Genomic DNA, 13,412 nt, shown 5'->3' with positions numbered 1-13,412 from the left:
GGCATCATCGGCATCATGATCAGCAGCATCATCATCTTCAGCCGCCGCCGAAGGCGCGGCAGGGGATGGTTGCTGCTGCCGATGATGCGGGGGGGGGGGGGGGGGGGGGGGGCCAGGCAGACCGCGCCCGGGAGCCTGGAGAGTAGTCTGTATATAAATTACCTTCCGCAGGGCTAATTTTCTATACATATCACTCCCTTCAGCTTGACAGTCTCCCATTGGGAGTAGTTTATATGGAGGATTTGCCCCCAGAGGGCTAAAACGCCATGGAAACCACTCCAAGGACGCTCGGGCCGGCGGAAGCCCGCGTCGTCCTGTCATTCCGCGAGCAGGGAAGGGATATCGTCGAGGCGGACGATATCATAAGCCTGCTTGAGTCCGAGAAGACGGGCCGCAAGGTCATCCGAAACCTCGTGCGCAAGGGCTGGCTCACCCGCCTCGTCGGCGGGCGCTACATGCTGCTGCCGCCCGAGCGCGGGGCCGAGAACATCGGCGAAAACAATCCACTTGCCGTCGCCGCGGCCGTCGTGGACGAGTCGTACATAGGCTGGTGGTCTGCGGCATCCTTTCATGGCTTCACGACGCAAAAGCCGACGACGGTCTTTGTCGCGGTTCGCAAGCAGATGGCGCCGCGCACAATAGAGGGCGCGGAAATCCGCTTTGTAACCGCCTCCGCCCGCAAGTTCTTCGGCTTCAACTCCTACAATGTGTACGGGCGCGGCACGCGGATTTCCGATCCCGAGAAAACGCTGGTCGATTGCATCGACAGGCCCGATCTTGCCGGAGGCCCAGCGGAACTAACGCGCATCGTTCATGCCGCCATGGCGGAAATCGATCAGGAAAAACTGATGACGGCGGCATTGCAGATGAAAACAAAAGCGCTGCTGCAGCGTCTTGGCTTCCTGAGTGACCTTGTCGAAAGGCCGCTCAAGGACGAATTACGGCAGCAGCTTCGCGCCGCCATCCCAAAAAAAACGCGCTCGGCGTTTGGCGCGCGCGCGCGCAGGGAAGGCGATATCGGGTACGTGCCAGAGTGGGAACTTCACGTTCACGCGCGCAAGGACGAATTGCTTTCGGAAGTGCCGCGCATCAGGAAAAAGGGCAGGACGAATGCTGACGACCGAGCAAATCCGTAAGGTCGCGGCCCAGTCCGGCGCGCGGGATATCGAGAAAGTCGAAATCGATATCACCCCAGCCCAGCCCAAGACTGAAACACCGAAGGACTGGAAAATCTCGACGAAGCTTTGAGGCGCCGCCCAATCAACGTGGCGAGGTGGGCCATAAATCGGGTTATCGGACGGCTGCGCACCCACGTATGGAAGGTTAAGGGCTTTCTGCTGGCGCTCGCTCCGCTCGCAATGCTCCTCTTCGGGTAGGTGGAGTGATGGCGACATAACCCAGTTCGCGGAATCCCTCGCCAACATTACGTTCTGGCTTTTGTCCGCGATCGCTTCGGCACAGGTCGCTTACGGTCTCATTCGTAAGATCAAACTCGGACGCTGGTCCGCAGGCTTCTAAATCAGGGAAGCAGAAGCTTATTCCTCCGCTTCTGCTTTTTCCTTTTCTGCAAGTTCCTGGATAAGCGCGTCTACCGATGCTGCGAACTTGTCTGCTTCGTCGTTACTCCAAGCATCGAGCGCCTTTCTATGGGCAAGATCGCTCAACTCACCTCGCGCCCAACGCACTACGCCTTCATTGCGTGTAGGTTCGCGTGAAATATGTTGGGCAATCTTTGCCGACATGACCGCCACTGTTGCATGGGCATTTGCCGAATACATCATGTCGACCAAATCGGCGAAGTCATTTGGGTCAATATCAACCTCGATTTGAGTAATACCGTTATTGTTCCCACCGATATTGAACGATAGTTGAAGTACGCCGCTCGACGGTCCGCACTTGATGTTTTTGAACGTCTCGTACCATCGATTGGCGGTGGAACCGCCGCGACGACCTTGGGAATTAGGCAAAACCGGCATTAGAGCTCCTTCACCGTTTGTTGCCGGATAGTTCGGCCCGAACACAAATGCAAGGGTGCGGGTTGACGAGTGCTTACGAACGCGCTCCTGAGCTGGCTTTTCGGCGTTGCCCGCTACTAATCCTTTCGACGCATATAACCTTGCACCAACTTCGTTCCGACCTCTTGGAAGTATTCTGTGAGGTTGGGGCCCGCATTTGGGAGCTGGCGTACATTACCGCCGTCGGACCGAGTCGGAGCATCATTTCTTCCAGCCAGGCAATCAAGAACTTCGGTTCAACGAAGGGGCCGAGCTCCGCGAATTGTCCCCGCGTTGTAAGGCGGAAACCTCCAAAATTGGCGTGAGAAGCCAGGTCGAAACTTGTGAATATGCCCTGGTCCTCAGCACGAGCAGCCTTCCATCTCAAGCTGAGAGCGCCCCATCTCATATCGCCAGTCGACAGGGTCGCGCCGGCTCCTCAGAAACAACCTGCTCGGCCCAATTATCCAGGGACGCGTCGGCCTTCCGGAAAAGCGCCGCGCGGACCGGATCATGGAGCATGATCTGCTTCAGAGTCTGGCCGGCGATCGAATCCTTGAACGCGACCTGATGACCGAAGGACTCTAGGCTGTGCAGGCCGAATTCGTGCCTCAGAAGCCGCACGTCGTCGCTGTGGAGGTGACCGAGAAACATTTGGGGCTCTCGCGCGGTGTCGTGGCAAACCGCCCAGCCCGGCGGGCCTGAGAGCATTCCACGGCGCTGCCATCCTTTCTCTCGTTATGCCTCGTTATGGATCGTTCGCTCTTGCGTGGTCGTGATGAGCAAGCTGAAAGAGGCTTCGGCCGGGGCGTGTTAGGCGATGGAAGATCCTGTTATGGCGGCAATCCGCGAGCAATGCTGCGGACTCGTCGATAAGATCGGCGGCGACGGTTGCCAACCATTCCCTAAGCGATTAATCTGTAAAGCGAATTTCTCGGAATAGCTTTTCCGCAAAGAGCCGCAGGTCGTGGATGTCGGGTACGGATAGCAGGCATCCAGCCAGCGCTCGCGCAGCGACAAACCACGAACCAGAGGTCGCCTCGTTTGGCCCATTCTCACTCAGGACGCGGCTGCTCGAGAAGAACGGCGTGCCTGTCAAGCTGGGCGGTCGGGCAACGGATATCTTGCGGCTGCTGCTGAGCCGCGCGGGAGAGGTAATTCCAAAGGAAGAAATTCTAGCCTTTGCCTGGTCGGGCCTTGTCGTCGAGGAAATCAGCCTGCGGGTTCATATTGCCGAGCTGCGCAAGGCGCTCGGTGATGGCAAGGACGGCGCACGCTACATTACCAACGTTCCCAGTCGGGGATATTGCTTCGTCGCTCCCGTACAGCGCAGCGTGCCGATGCCAGCACCGGCGCCGTTGCCCAGGCCATCGGCGAACACAGCCTCAGAGAAGTCCGGGCCGGTTTCGCTGCCGCACCGATTGGAGCGGATGGTCGGCAGGGAGGATACCCTCAAGGGTTTGTCGGCGCGGCTGCTGAGCGATCGCTTCGTCACGCTGAGAGGTCCAGGCGGAATTGGCAAGACGACCGTCGCCGTCGCGCTGGCCCATGACATGCTGGACGCGTTCGAAGGCCATGTCTATTTTCTTGACCTCGGTCCCCTAAAGGACGCGACGCTCGTGGCGAGCAGCGTCGCTGCGTCGCTCGGCCTTGTGGTGCATCACGCCGACCCGACCGACAGCATCATCGCCTTTCTGCGCGATCGTCGTCTCCTGCTGGTACTCGACGGCTGCGAGCATGTCATCGACGTCGTCGCAGGGCTTGCGGAAAACATCCACCAGCGGGCACCCAACGTCAGCATCCTTGCGACCAGCCGGGAGTCGCTGTTGGTGCAGGGTGAGCAGATTTTCGAGCTTGTTCCGCTGCAAGCGCCGCCTCAGGGAACTGGGCTGAGTGTCAGCGAGGCACTGAGCTATCCGGCCGTACGGCTGTTCATGGAGCGGGCTACAGCCGCAGGTCATCGTGCCGACCTTACCGATGACGATGCGGATGTGTTGGCGGAAATTTGCGGCAAGCTCGATGGCATTGCGCTGGCGATCGAACTGGCCGCGGTCCGCGTCGGTGTTCACGGATTGCGCGAGGTCGCAACGCTGCTCGACGGCCGCCTGAAGCTGGAATGGCGTGGAAGGCGAACCGCGCCGCCGCGGCATCAGACGCTCGGGGCCACGCTGGATTGGAGCTATGGTCTGATCGACGAGAGCGAGCGGACGGCACTGCGGCGTCTGGCTGTTTTCGCCGGCCAGTTCACGCTGCAAGGCGCGCTCACCGTGGCGAGCGATGGGCGCGCGCCGGCCGATCAAGTCGTCGATGCGCTCGGCCAACTCGTCGCCAAGTCGCTGGTCTCGGCGCGGCCGGATGGTGGCTCTACGCGCTATCGCCTGCTCGACACTACCAAGGCTTATGCCATGCAGAAGCTGGTCGATTGCGGCGAGGCGCCGGACACGCTTCGCCGGCATGCCGGCTACGTTCAGCAGGTGCTTGAGGCAACCATGGCCGAAGCGAGCGGAGGCGGCCAGGCATCTCGTGCGCAGGAGCGCGCAAGTCTGCTCGCCGACGCCCGGGCCGCGTTGAGCTGGGTCTATGCCAATGACGACGGCGCGGACCTCCGCGTGCCGCTGGCGGGCGCTTGCGCCAGGCTGTTTGTCGAACTCAATCTGCTGAACGAGGGACGTATCTGGTGCAGTCGCGCGCTCGCGGACCTCGATGACAGCAGTCGCGGAACCGCATGGGAGCTAGAACTCCAGTCGACGCTGGGTCATGCCTTCATGTTCACCGAGCGCAACAGCGAGCAGGCCGAGGGAGCGCTCCGCCGCGGTCTCGAGATTGCGGAAGGCCTCGATGACCTGTCCCACAAGTTCAGACTGCTGGCACGGCTCAACATGTTCTATCGCCGGACCGGCGAGTATCAGCACCTGTTGCCGGTGGCTCTCGAGGCCGAGAAGGTTGCGCGGGCGATCGGCGACCCTGCTGGGCTCGCTGGCGCCAAGGCCCTCGTCGGAGTCTCCTACCATCTGGTCGGTGACCAGACCGAAGCGCAGGTCCATTTGGATGTAGGCGTGCAGGGCGATGCGGCGCTGCGCAGCGCCCTGCCGGGGCATTTTGCCTATGCCAGAACGCCACAGATTCCGCTCGCACGGGTGCTGTGGTTGCGTGGCTTTCCAGACCGGGCAGTCGAATGCGTTCGACCGCTGACGGGCACAGCGGCACCGCGCGACGTCGTGATGCACAGCATCGCGCTGTGCTGGTCGGCGTCTCTGTACGGATGGATCGGCGACTGGGAGGCGGTCGAATCCCTTGCCGGCCGGCTGTCCGCGCATGCCGGCATCCACGGACTGACGCCCTATCAGGCCGTCGCCGTGGGGTTCCGCGGACAGATCATGATTGCCCGCGGAGAACTGAAGGCCGGCATCGAGCTGTTGCAGTCTTCGCTGCCGCGCCTGCATGCCGACCGCTACGAACTCTACGCGTCCGCTTTCGTTGCAGAGTTGTCGCAGGGACTCGCGGCATTGGGCCGGTTGCCGGAGGCTCTCAAGGTGCTGAACGAGACAATCGCGCGTGTGGAGCCGGAGGGGGCGGCCTTCGACATGCCGGAGCTGCTGCGCTTGCGTGGTGAGCTCGAGGCGCGCAGCGACGACCTTGCAACTGCGGAAGCAAGCTTTGCAGTATCTGTCGCGCTGGCCGAACGGCAGGGGGCGCTGTCCTGGCGGCTACGAACGGAGATGTCGCTTGCGCGGCTTCGACATCAGCAGGGTCTCGTGGATCCGCTGGCTGGTGTAGCTGAAACCTATGCCCGGTTCTCCGAAGGCTTTGAAACCGCCGATCTGAAAGCTGCACGCACCATGCTGGGTGAGACGCGTTCGCAATAGCGGCGGCTCAGCCGAAGCGAAAGCCGGAGAGGTCGATCGAGACCATCAAAGTATCGAGCATCGGCATCAGGTTCTCGTCGCGCAGATAAACTCTCCGCCTGGTCGGAATCTTGATGCCGTCGATACTCACCAATTCAGAGATGTATTGGGCAGCCGAAAAGTTCCCAGCGATTTCCACGTGGTAATCATGCCGGCGAATGAGCATGTCTGGTCCGAAATAGAAATCCTGCTCAGTGCTATGGCTTGCGATCGCGGCAGGAAAGGTCGCCCGGAGGCCGCGCCAGATCTCCGAGCCTTCGCGCCACGGTTCAATCTCCCGGATCTGAAATCCTTTCATCGCCAGCAGAAAGGGCGTGGTCAGGCAGGTCCACAGCGCGTAGCCGTTGAAATAGCCGCGATGCAGCGGATCCCAATGCGTGCGCATATCATGCTGTACAAATGACGCGCGCGGGCTGTTTCTTTCCGCGATGACGCGCTCGTCTTCGGTGACGAGGGCGATGTGTCCCGGCGTGAAATCCATGCGCTGACCGGGTCGTCCGAACGGTGCGATGGATGCCGACTCACGATGCAAATCAATCCGGATCGTTCGCGGCGTTTGATCCTGCTCGATTTCCTTCAGCGCCCACAAATCACCTCCGCACCTGATCGTCGCCGAGAGATGGTTGTGCGTCTTCCATTGGTGCAGCCCGCCATGGGCCTCGATCGCATCTGCCAATAATGGAATCATCGGCTTTACCTTATGCATGGGTTGCCTTCGCCCACTGAGGTAAGCTCAAATGACGGCATTCGCTCGTTAAGCGTTGTTATCCGCTGTTGTATTTGCCAGCTAAGTCCGTAGAAACACGGGCAAAACGCCGTCTTTATCCGCCTCGACGCTCGTCGCGGAGGGTTTGAGCGTACGTCTTGCCGTACGGATAGAACCGCTCTTTGCGGCCCTGCTGCCACGCCGCCTTCAGCTCGGCTGTCGTGATGTCCCAGTCCGGCCGGCATTTCCTGGTGACGGCGCGCAGGTCCTGCCGGAGTTCCTCGACGGTCGGACGACCGAAGAACCAGTAGCCTTTGTAGATCTTGTGAATGACGAGGCCGGGTTCTAGCACGACCACATGCGGGATCATCGGGTCGTGAACGGGATCGGTGTATTCGGCGATGTCGAGATCCTTCTGAACGATGCGCCGGGAGTCGGAGAGAAAGGTCCAGTGCGCGCCCACGCCGCTCCGGTATTCGTTCGTCTGGATGATGTTGTCGGTCGTGATCGTGACCAGCCGGCAATAGCCGACCTCCATCTCGCGATGGAGTTCGAGCAAACCTTCGGCCTGACGGCGGTCCTTGGGACAGAAGCCGCCGCGACCAAGCACGACCACCATCGGATCCTGCTCCTGCAGTTCGGAGAGCTTGCGATGCTTTCCGGTGTGGTCGCTGAGCTCGTAGTCGGGAAAGACAGCGCCTTGGATCATGTCGGATCGCATTTGATCTTCTCCGGGATTGGCAAACTCACGCAGCACGTTCACAAATCGATTACAACGTCGCCTGTCGGCTGAGCACAGCAAATCAGCACGTTGCCCTCTGCCGGCGCATCGACCGGGTCCGGCCGATAACCGACCGTTCCCGCCACAAGTCCACTCTCGCAGGTGTGGCAAACGCCGGTTCGACACGCAAACCGCACGGGCACGTCGCAAGCCTCGGCCAGCTCGAGCAGGCTCTGGAACGATGACCCCCAGCGCACATCGAGGCCGCTACGGGCAAACGAAATCATCGGTCCCGTTGCGGCGGGCCCTGCCGGCAGATGTGGCTGCCGCCGCGGCGCGGCCGCAATTCCTGGCGTAATTGATGGACCGGCGCCGAAAAGCTCGGTGTGGATGCGATCCGGTGCGATGCCCAGTGCGGCAAGGCCGGCAGTCAAGTCGCTCATGAACATCGACGGGCCGCAAATGTAAAAATCAGCATTGCGCGGCAGGTCAAGTTTCTGGAATGCCTGGATGTTGAGGCGCCCCGCAGCGTCGAAATCGACACCAGGTCGATCGTTTGGGGCGGGCGAGCTGTAACAAACATAGCTATGGTGGTGAGGAAGCGAATTGAGCAGCTCACGCGTCTCTTCGGAGAAGGGATGCTCGCGGCCGTTACGCGTTCCGTGCAGCCACCAGACTTCCCGCGTCGACGCCTCGGCCACCAGTGCATGCAGCATCGCGAGTACCGGCGTCACGCCGATCCCGGCACTCAGCAAGACAACAGGCGTGTCGCCGGGGCGCAGGGTGAAGTCGCCGCGCGCCGCGCTTACCTGAACGATCTCGCCGATCTGCAGCTTGTCGTCGATGAAGGCACCGGCCGCACCATGCGCTTCCCGCTTGATGCTGACGCGATAGTGCGAGGCAACGGGTTCACCCGACAGTGAATAGCTGCGCATCAGCGCAGGCGCAAACGCTGGCTCGAGTCGCAGCACGACGAACTGCCCGGGGAGGGCGCTCGCGATGGGCTGTCCGTCCACGGGTTCGAGCAGCAGCGAGATCACGTTGCCGCTCTCGCGCACCTTGCGCGAGACACGGAAGGGGCGGAATCCACGCCAGGCCGGCGGTGGTCCGGCTGCTGCGTTGAGCCCCGCATTTCCGGTCGTCGTACCGCCGTCGCGCGCCTGTGTGAGCAACGCTTCGAGCGACCGACGCCATCCGACGCTCAGCATCGGGATGCGTAGCGCACGCTCCAGCCGGTCGCGGGGGTGACCCGGCTTGTATAGCAGTGCATCGATCTCGGACACGCTCATGCGCTCGGGGCCGGAAGCGACCTGAATGATCTCGTTGCCAGCCTGTACTTGCCCTTCCTCCAGCACACGGAAATAGAAGCCGGGTCTGCCGTGCTTGACCACAAGCCCGGCCATCTCGGGCTCGTTCATGCGGATGCCGAGGCGGTAGCAGGTGACGCGCGGTTGCGTCACCTCGAATAGCGCGCCGCCGATCCGGTAACGATCGCCAATGCAAACTTCCGCATCCGGCAGGCCATCGACCGTAAAATTCTCACCGAATTGCCCGTAAACGAAGTCATCTCGTCCGAGATGGCTTTGCCAATACCGATAGGAATCCAGCTGATAGACAAACACCGCTCGACGTTCACCGCCATGACCATTCAAGTCACCCTGGCCGTCACCGTCGATGTTGAGACGGCGTGCCATCCGCGGCCCTTCGACGGGCGTTTTCCAAATGCCGGTGTGCACCGTTTTGCCCTGCCAAACGATGTCGCGCGGCAGACCAACATTGACTGAAACCAATCGTGCCATCGCAGGCGGTCCTATCCAAACAAGAAAGATGGCGCAAACTGGATCAGCGTGACCAGAACGATCGTAACCAATGCCGCGATTGTGACTGCCCTGCGCATTCTCGTTCTCCGTTGCTGGAGCGAGGCAACCCGCGGGCCGCAACTGGCCAGCCCGCAGGTCCCGCTCTGGCGTCCCGTCAGCTGTCGGCGACGACGTCGATGATAGCCTCCGCGAACGCGCCGGGCGCTTCTTGCGGCAGGTTGTGCCCGATGCCGCCCTTGATGGTCCGATGCGCGTACTTGCCGGTGAACTTCTTGGCGTAGGCCGCGGGCTCGGGATGCGGTGCGCCGTTGGCGTCGCCCTCCATGGTGATGGTGGGAACACCGATGACCGGAGCCTCGGCAAGTTGCTTCTCAAGCGCGTCGTATTTTGCTTCCCCTTCGGCAAGGCCTTGCCGCCAGCGATAATTGTGAATCACGATCGCGACATGATTCGGATTGTCGAAGGCTTTTGCGGTGCGCTCGAAAGTGGCGTCGTCAAAATTCCATTTCGGTGAAGCGAGCTGCCAGATCAGTTTGGAAAACTCGCGGCGATACATCTCGTAGCCGGCCCGGCCACGCTCGGTCGCGAAATAGAACTGATACCACCATTGCAGTTCGGCTTTCGGCGGCAGCGGCTTCTTGCCGGCCTCCTGGCTGCCGATCAGATATCCGCTCACCGAGACCAGCGCCTGGCATCGCTGCGGCCAAAGCGCCGCCATGATGTCGGCGGTTCGGGCGCCCCAATCGAATCCGGCAAGGGTCGCCCTCTGGATATTGAGGGCATCCATCAGCGCGATGATGTCGGTTGCGATCGCCAGTGGTTGTCCGTTACGAAGAGTAGCATCGGAAAGAAAGTTGGTGGTGCCGTGGCCGCGCAGGAAGGGAATGATGACGCGGTAGCCTTCCGCTGCGAGCAGCGGAGCGACGTCGACGAAGCTATAGATGTCATACGGCCATCCATGCAGCAGGATCACCACAGGTCCTTGCGCCGGGCCGGCTTCGGCATAGCCGACACTGAGCACGCCGGCGTCGATCTGCTTCAGTGGCGCGAACGACGTGTGCGTGCCCGGCTTGACCGGCCCCAGGTTCGCCGGCTTCGCTTTTGATAGTTGGGCTTCGGCTGCGCCGCTGAGCGCGAACTGGCTGGTGACGAAGGTCAAGGCTGCAGCGCCGACCAGGCGGCGGCGATCGTGGTTGATTTCATTGGACATAGGTTTCTCCTGCGATTTTGGGCTGAAGCAAAGCGGCGGCGCCGGGCAGGTCGCTCAAGCCTTCCGTGGTTTCGATGCCGGGTTTGAGGGCGGACGCCCCCCGGACCACATTCGTCAGTTCCGGGGTAAAGCTTGTATCGCCTGGTGCGATGTGTCCGGTCAGTCGTGCGGTGACCTCCTGGAATACCCAGGCATTGCCGTCGGGATCGCTGAACGAGGCGTAGGAAGCGTAGCTCTTCCGCTCCGGGTTTGGGCCGCCGCGCAGGTCTTTCGAAACGGCATGATGGAATATACCGCCGGCGTCATGGAATAGTTCGCTGATCGGGACGCCTCGGCGGAGCAGGTCGCGACGGGTGGCCTCGATGTCGGACACGATCAGATGCAGGCCCGTCGCCGAGCCCGCCGCCTCCGTGGTGACGTTGGTGCCGAAGATGATCGAGCAGCCGGATCCGGGCGGCGTGAACTGAATCACCCGATAGTCGTCACCCGTCGCATAATCGATATCGAGCCTCCAACCAAGGCCGCCGTAGAATCGCTTGGCGCGATCGACGTCGGAGACCGGGATCACGACGACTTCGAGTTTCATGTCCGGAATGCGCGCGGCTGCGGGCTCGCGGAGCCCCGCTTCCAGTATCTCGACATCCTGGTCGACCGTGCCCCCGCTGACGCCGACGCCCGCCACCAATTGGCCGTCGACCTTGAGCGGTGAGCCGCCGCCCATCGAAAAATACTTTCCGCCGGATACCGACATCATCGGGAACAGGGGTTGCCCGGGTTGGACCAGCGGCGACATGTCAGCAGTTCGAATTCCGACCAGCGCGGACGTATAGGCCTTGCGCTCCGACAGATCGGCAGCGAACACCGGTGCGCCGTTCATGCGATGCTTGAGGATGATGTTGCCGTGGACGTCGATAATCGAGACGGCAACCGGGACATTGACGCGCGCCGCCTGCGCTTCGATGCGGCTTGAGATGTCTTTTGCGTAAGTGAGCAAGTCCATGAGATGTTTCCTTTCCGAAAATTGTCCGATTTGAAGAGAGATGGGTTCGCGCGGTTCGATCGCCTCAACCGCTCTGGCCAAGTCGCTCCAGATAGGATCGACGCTTGCCTTCGGCATCGCCAGGCTTGTGGAAGCCTTGTTCGTACAGCGCCTTGATTCTCGCTTGCGCCGCCGGGCGCCTCCATTGTGATGATTCTGAATTTACGTTTGGGCGGAGAGGCGCCGGTTGCACGCACCTCTCCAGCGATTTCGGCTGCGGCTGCAAGGGCCGCTCGATCTTGGCGCTCAGGCGGCCGGCCTGACGCGCTGTTTCACAGCGGCGAGCAGGGTGTGCGCAGCCGGACCCGACGAGTGCGGATTTTGACCGGTGATCAGCAAGCCGTCGCTGACGACATGGACTCCCCAGTTTGCCGTTTTCGAAAAGACGGCGCCGAGCTTCAGCATCTCGTCTTCGACAAGGAACGGGACTACCTTGGTGAGGCCGACATCTTCTTCTTCGCCGTTGGTGAAGCCGGTGACTTCCTTGCCTTGCACCAGGGGCTTCCCGTCGGGCGTCTTGACGTGGCGGAGCGCACCGGTCGAATGACACACGACAGCGATCGTCTTGCCGGCGGCAAGGAAGGATTCGATCAATTTGACCGAGTCTTTGTCCTCTGCGAGATCCCACATCGGGCCATGACCGCCGGGATAGAAAACCGTGTCGTAGTCTTCCTGTTTGACGCTGTCGAGGCGCACGGTCTTGTCGAGTTGCGCTTCCGCTTCTTCGTCGGCTTCGAACCGAAGGGTGAGCTCGGTGCGGGATTCTGGCTCGTTGCTCTTCGGGTCGAGCGGCGGGCGGCCGCCTTTAGGGGAAGCCAGCGTGATATCAACGCCGGAGTCCTTGAAGACGTAGTAGGGAGCCGCGAGCTCTTCGAGCCAGAAGCCGGTCTTCCGTCCGGTGTTACCCAGTTGGTCATGGGAAGTGATAACCATCAGCACCTTCATGATCGTCTCCTTTGTTTGCGTTCGTCGAATGAAACGCCGATCCTGATCCTTGTTGAGTATTGTCGGCGCAATCCCGTTCGAGCACGTGCGTTCCGCCGTTGGCCGTGAACACACCCTGTACCCAAACGCCGCCGTTGGCTCGTTAGGCGTTGTTAGGCGTTGCAAGTGAACGCTAGGATCGAGTGAGGGGAGGGCAGAGCTTCGCTATTCGAACGCGGCGTCGAACACTTCGACGTCGAGCAGGATCGGTTTGGGAGCTGTGGTTCCGTCGGGCCGTACCGCGAGCGAGCGGCGGAGCGTTGGAACAACGATGTCGCAGAATGCCTGATGCGCCCAGGAGTAGTGTGCGACCCGTGTGCCGAGAAGATCGTAGTCAACCCGCCTCTGCAGGCAGTTTTCATCGAAATAAATGATCTGTTCCGGAGATGAAGTGACGATATCCTGAGGAAAGAACGCGCGAAGGCGGCTCCACGTCTGGTCGTGCTCCTTCCAGGGGGACAGTTCTTCCACTGTCACGTCCGGGCGCGCGAGAAGAAAGGGCGTTGTCAAGTAATTCCAGATCGAGAAGCCGCAGAAGAAGATCAGATGCAGATCGTCGGCGAGCGGATCGTCGGTATGATCCAGGAATTCAAGGCGTGGGTTCAGCCATGTTCTGAGAACCTGGCCATCCAGACTTTCGATCGTCACCGTATCCGGTTGATACGTGCCGCTCTTCTCACCGCGCGTCAGACCCGTAAAGCGTACCGACTGGGCCTGCGTGGAGCCTTCAGCAATCAGGTCCTTGAACTGACGAGCCCGCCCGAGGCGCGAAAACAGCGTTCCCTTGATCGACAGGTGCAGGGTGAATCGCTCCAATTTGTTCCAGCGCGCTAAGCCTCCGCTGGCTTCAATTGCGTCGTCAACGAGTGCCATGCTCTCTCAAATCCCTCATGTGGTGCTTTGACCATGACGGGATATCTGCGGCTTGGCGCGTTAGATGTTGTTAGGACTTGCGAGAGCCTTTCTGATGCCGCATCTTATTGAAAAAGCAAAGAAATTGACTAGTCGAGAAATTTCAACCCCGGGCAAGAGG

At 60.9% G+C, this 13,412-nt stretch carries 12 protein-coding genes and 1 pseudogene; 3 read left to right on the top strand and 10 right to left on the bottom strand.

Annotated features, from left to right (window positions below):
- The first annotated feature begins 413 nt into the window (after positions 1 to 413).
- The gene (locus V1288_RS10125; protein WP_334356900.1) at positions 414 to 1,136 is read left to right on the top strand and encodes a type IV toxin-antitoxin system AbiEi family antitoxin domain-containing protein; all 723 of its coding nucleotides are present in this window, start codon (positions 414 to 416) and stop codon (positions 1,134 to 1,136) included.
- Positions 1,111 to 1,248, top strand: a complete 138-nt coding sequence (locus V1288_RS10120; protein ID WP_334356899.1) for a hypothetical protein — start codon at positions 1,111 to 1,113, stop codon at positions 1,246 to 1,248. Before V1288_RS10125 ends, V1288_RS10120 begins: the two co-directional genes overlap by 26 nt.
- 287 nt (positions 1,249 to 1,535) lie before the next feature.
- On the opposite strand, the gene V1288_RS10115 is transcribed toward V1288_RS10120, so the two are convergent.
- Entirely contained in the window at positions 1,536 to 1,976 is a 441-nt protein-coding gene (locus tag V1288_RS10115) for a hypothetical protein (RefSeq protein WP_334356898.1), read from the bottom strand.
- A gap of 423 nt (positions 1,977 to 2,399) precedes the next feature.
- Positions 2,400 to 2,648 (bottom strand): hypothetical protein, encoded by a 249-nt coding sequence (locus V1288_RS10110; RefSeq protein WP_334356897.1) that lies wholly within the window; start codon positions 2,646 to 2,648, stop codon positions 2,400 to 2,402.
- Positions 2,649 to 2,965: 317 nt separating this feature from the next.
- On the opposite strand from V1288_RS10110, the gene V1288_RS10105 reads away from it, so the two are divergent.
- Positions 2,966 to 5,860 carry an ATP-binding protein gene (locus V1288_RS10105; RefSeq protein WP_442893936.1) on the top strand — a complete coding sequence of 965 codons (2,895 nt, stop codon included), beginning with the start codon at positions 2,966 to 2,968 and terminating at the stop codon, positions 5,858 to 5,860.
- A gap of 7 nt (positions 5,861 to 5,867) precedes the next feature.
- On the opposite strand, the gene V1288_RS10100 is transcribed toward V1288_RS10105, so the two are convergent.
- The 8 genes and pseudogenes from V1288_RS10100 to V1288_RS10065 all read right to left on the bottom strand — a co-directional run bounded on the left by V1288_RS10100 (position 5,868) and on the right by V1288_RS10065 (position 13,252).
- A complete protein-coding gene (locus V1288_RS10100) occupies positions 5,868 to 6,605 on the bottom strand; it encodes a hypothetical protein (RefSeq protein ID WP_334356895.1) in 738 nt (245 codons plus the stop codon).
- Between the two features lie 115 nt (positions 6,606 to 6,720).
- A complete protein-coding gene (locus tag V1288_RS10095; RefSeq protein ID WP_334356894.1) occupies positions 6,721 to 7,326 on the bottom strand; it encodes a redoxin domain-containing protein in 606 nt (201 codons plus the stop codon).
- A gap of 38 nt (positions 7,327 to 7,364) precedes the next feature.
- Entirely contained in the window at positions 7,365 to 9,125 is a 1,761-nt protein-coding gene (locus tag V1288_RS10090) for an MOSC and FAD-binding oxidoreductase domain-containing protein (protein WP_334356893.1), read from the bottom strand.
- A 175-nt stretch (positions 9,126 to 9,300) separates the two neighbouring features.
- The gene (locus V1288_RS10085) at positions 9,301 to 10,356 is read right to left on the bottom strand and encodes an alpha/beta fold hydrolase (protein ID WP_334356892.1); all 1,056 of its coding nucleotides are present in this window, start codon (positions 10,354 to 10,356) and stop codon (positions 9,301 to 9,303) included.
- A complete protein-coding gene (locus tag V1288_RS10080) occupies positions 10,346 to 10,942 on the bottom strand; it encodes a VOC family protein (protein ID WP_334361270.1) in 597 nt (198 codons plus the stop codon). The genes V1288_RS10085 and V1288_RS10080 overlap by 11 nt, the downstream gene beginning before the upstream one ends.
- A 42-nt stretch (positions 10,943 to 10,984) precedes the next feature.
- A pseudogene (locus V1288_RS10075) lies at positions 10,985 to 11,356 on the bottom strand (GlcG/HbpS family heme-binding protein); the annotation flags it as partial.
- A gap of 285 nt (positions 11,357 to 11,641) precedes the next feature.
- The gene (locus V1288_RS10070; protein ID WP_334356891.1) at positions 11,642 to 12,340 is read right to left on the bottom strand and encodes a type 1 glutamine amidotransferase domain-containing protein; all 699 of its coding nucleotides are present in this window, start codon (positions 12,338 to 12,340) and stop codon (positions 11,642 to 11,644) included.
- 204 nt (positions 12,341 to 12,544) lie between these two features.
- Positions 12,545 to 13,252, bottom strand: a complete 708-nt coding sequence (locus V1288_RS10065; RefSeq protein WP_334356890.1) for a hypothetical protein — start codon at positions 13,250 to 13,252, stop codon at positions 12,545 to 12,547.
- Positions 13,253 to 13,412: the final 160 nt, after the last annotated feature.

The organism is Bradyrhizobium sp. AZCC 2176, from assembly GCF_036924645.1.
GTDB lineage: Bacteria > Pseudomonadota > Alphaproteobacteria > Rhizobiales > Xanthobacteraceae > Bradyrhizobium.
Note: the sequence above shows the minus strand (reverse complement) of the source record. Positions and strands in the feature narration are given on the sequence as shown.

Bases quoted from the DNA above. Each gene is read 5' to 3' on its own strand.
- V1288_RS10110 (WP_334356897.1), bottom strand. From the start codon at position 2,648: ATGTTTCTCGGTCACCTCCACAGCGACGACGTGCGGCTTCTGAGGCAC.
- V1288_RS10100 (WP_334356895.1), bottom strand. From the start codon at position 6,605: ATGCATAAGGTAAAGCCGATGATTCCATTATTGGCAGATGCGATCGAG.
- V1288_RS10065 (WP_334356890.1), bottom strand. From the start codon at position 13,252: ATGGCACTCGTTGACGACGCAATTGAAGCCAGCGGAGGCTTAGCGCGC.
- V1288_RS10070 (WP_334356891.1), bottom strand. From the start codon at position 12,340: ATGAAGGTGCTGATGGTTATCACTTCCCATGACCAACTGGGTAACACC.
- V1288_RS10105 (WP_442893936.1), top strand. From the start codon at position 2,966: ATGTCGGGTACGGATAGCAGGCATCCAGCCAGCGCTCGCGCAGCGACA.
- V1288_RS10090 (WP_334356893.1), bottom strand. From the start codon at position 9,125: ATGGCACGATTGGTTTCAGTCAATGTTGGTCTGCCGCGCGACATCGTT.
- V1288_RS10115 (WP_334356898.1), bottom strand. From the start codon at position 1,976: ATGCCGGTTTTGCCTAATTCCCAAGGTCGTCGCGGCGGTTCCACCGCC.
- V1288_RS10095 (WP_334356894.1), bottom strand. From the start codon at position 7,326: ATGCGATCCGACATGATCCAAGGCGCTGTCTTTCCCGACTACGAGCTC.
- V1288_RS10080 (WP_334361270.1), bottom strand. From the start codon at position 10,942: ATGAAACTCGAAGTCGTCGTGATCCCGGTCTCCGACGTCGATCGCGCC.
- V1288_RS10120 (WP_334356899.1), top strand. From the start codon at position 1,111: ATGCTGACGACCGAGCAAATCCGTAAGGTCGCGGCCCAGTCCGGCGCG.
- V1288_RS10085 (WP_334356892.1), bottom strand. From the start codon at position 10,356: ATGTCCAATGAAATCAACCACGATCGCCGCCGCCTGGTCGGCGCTGCA.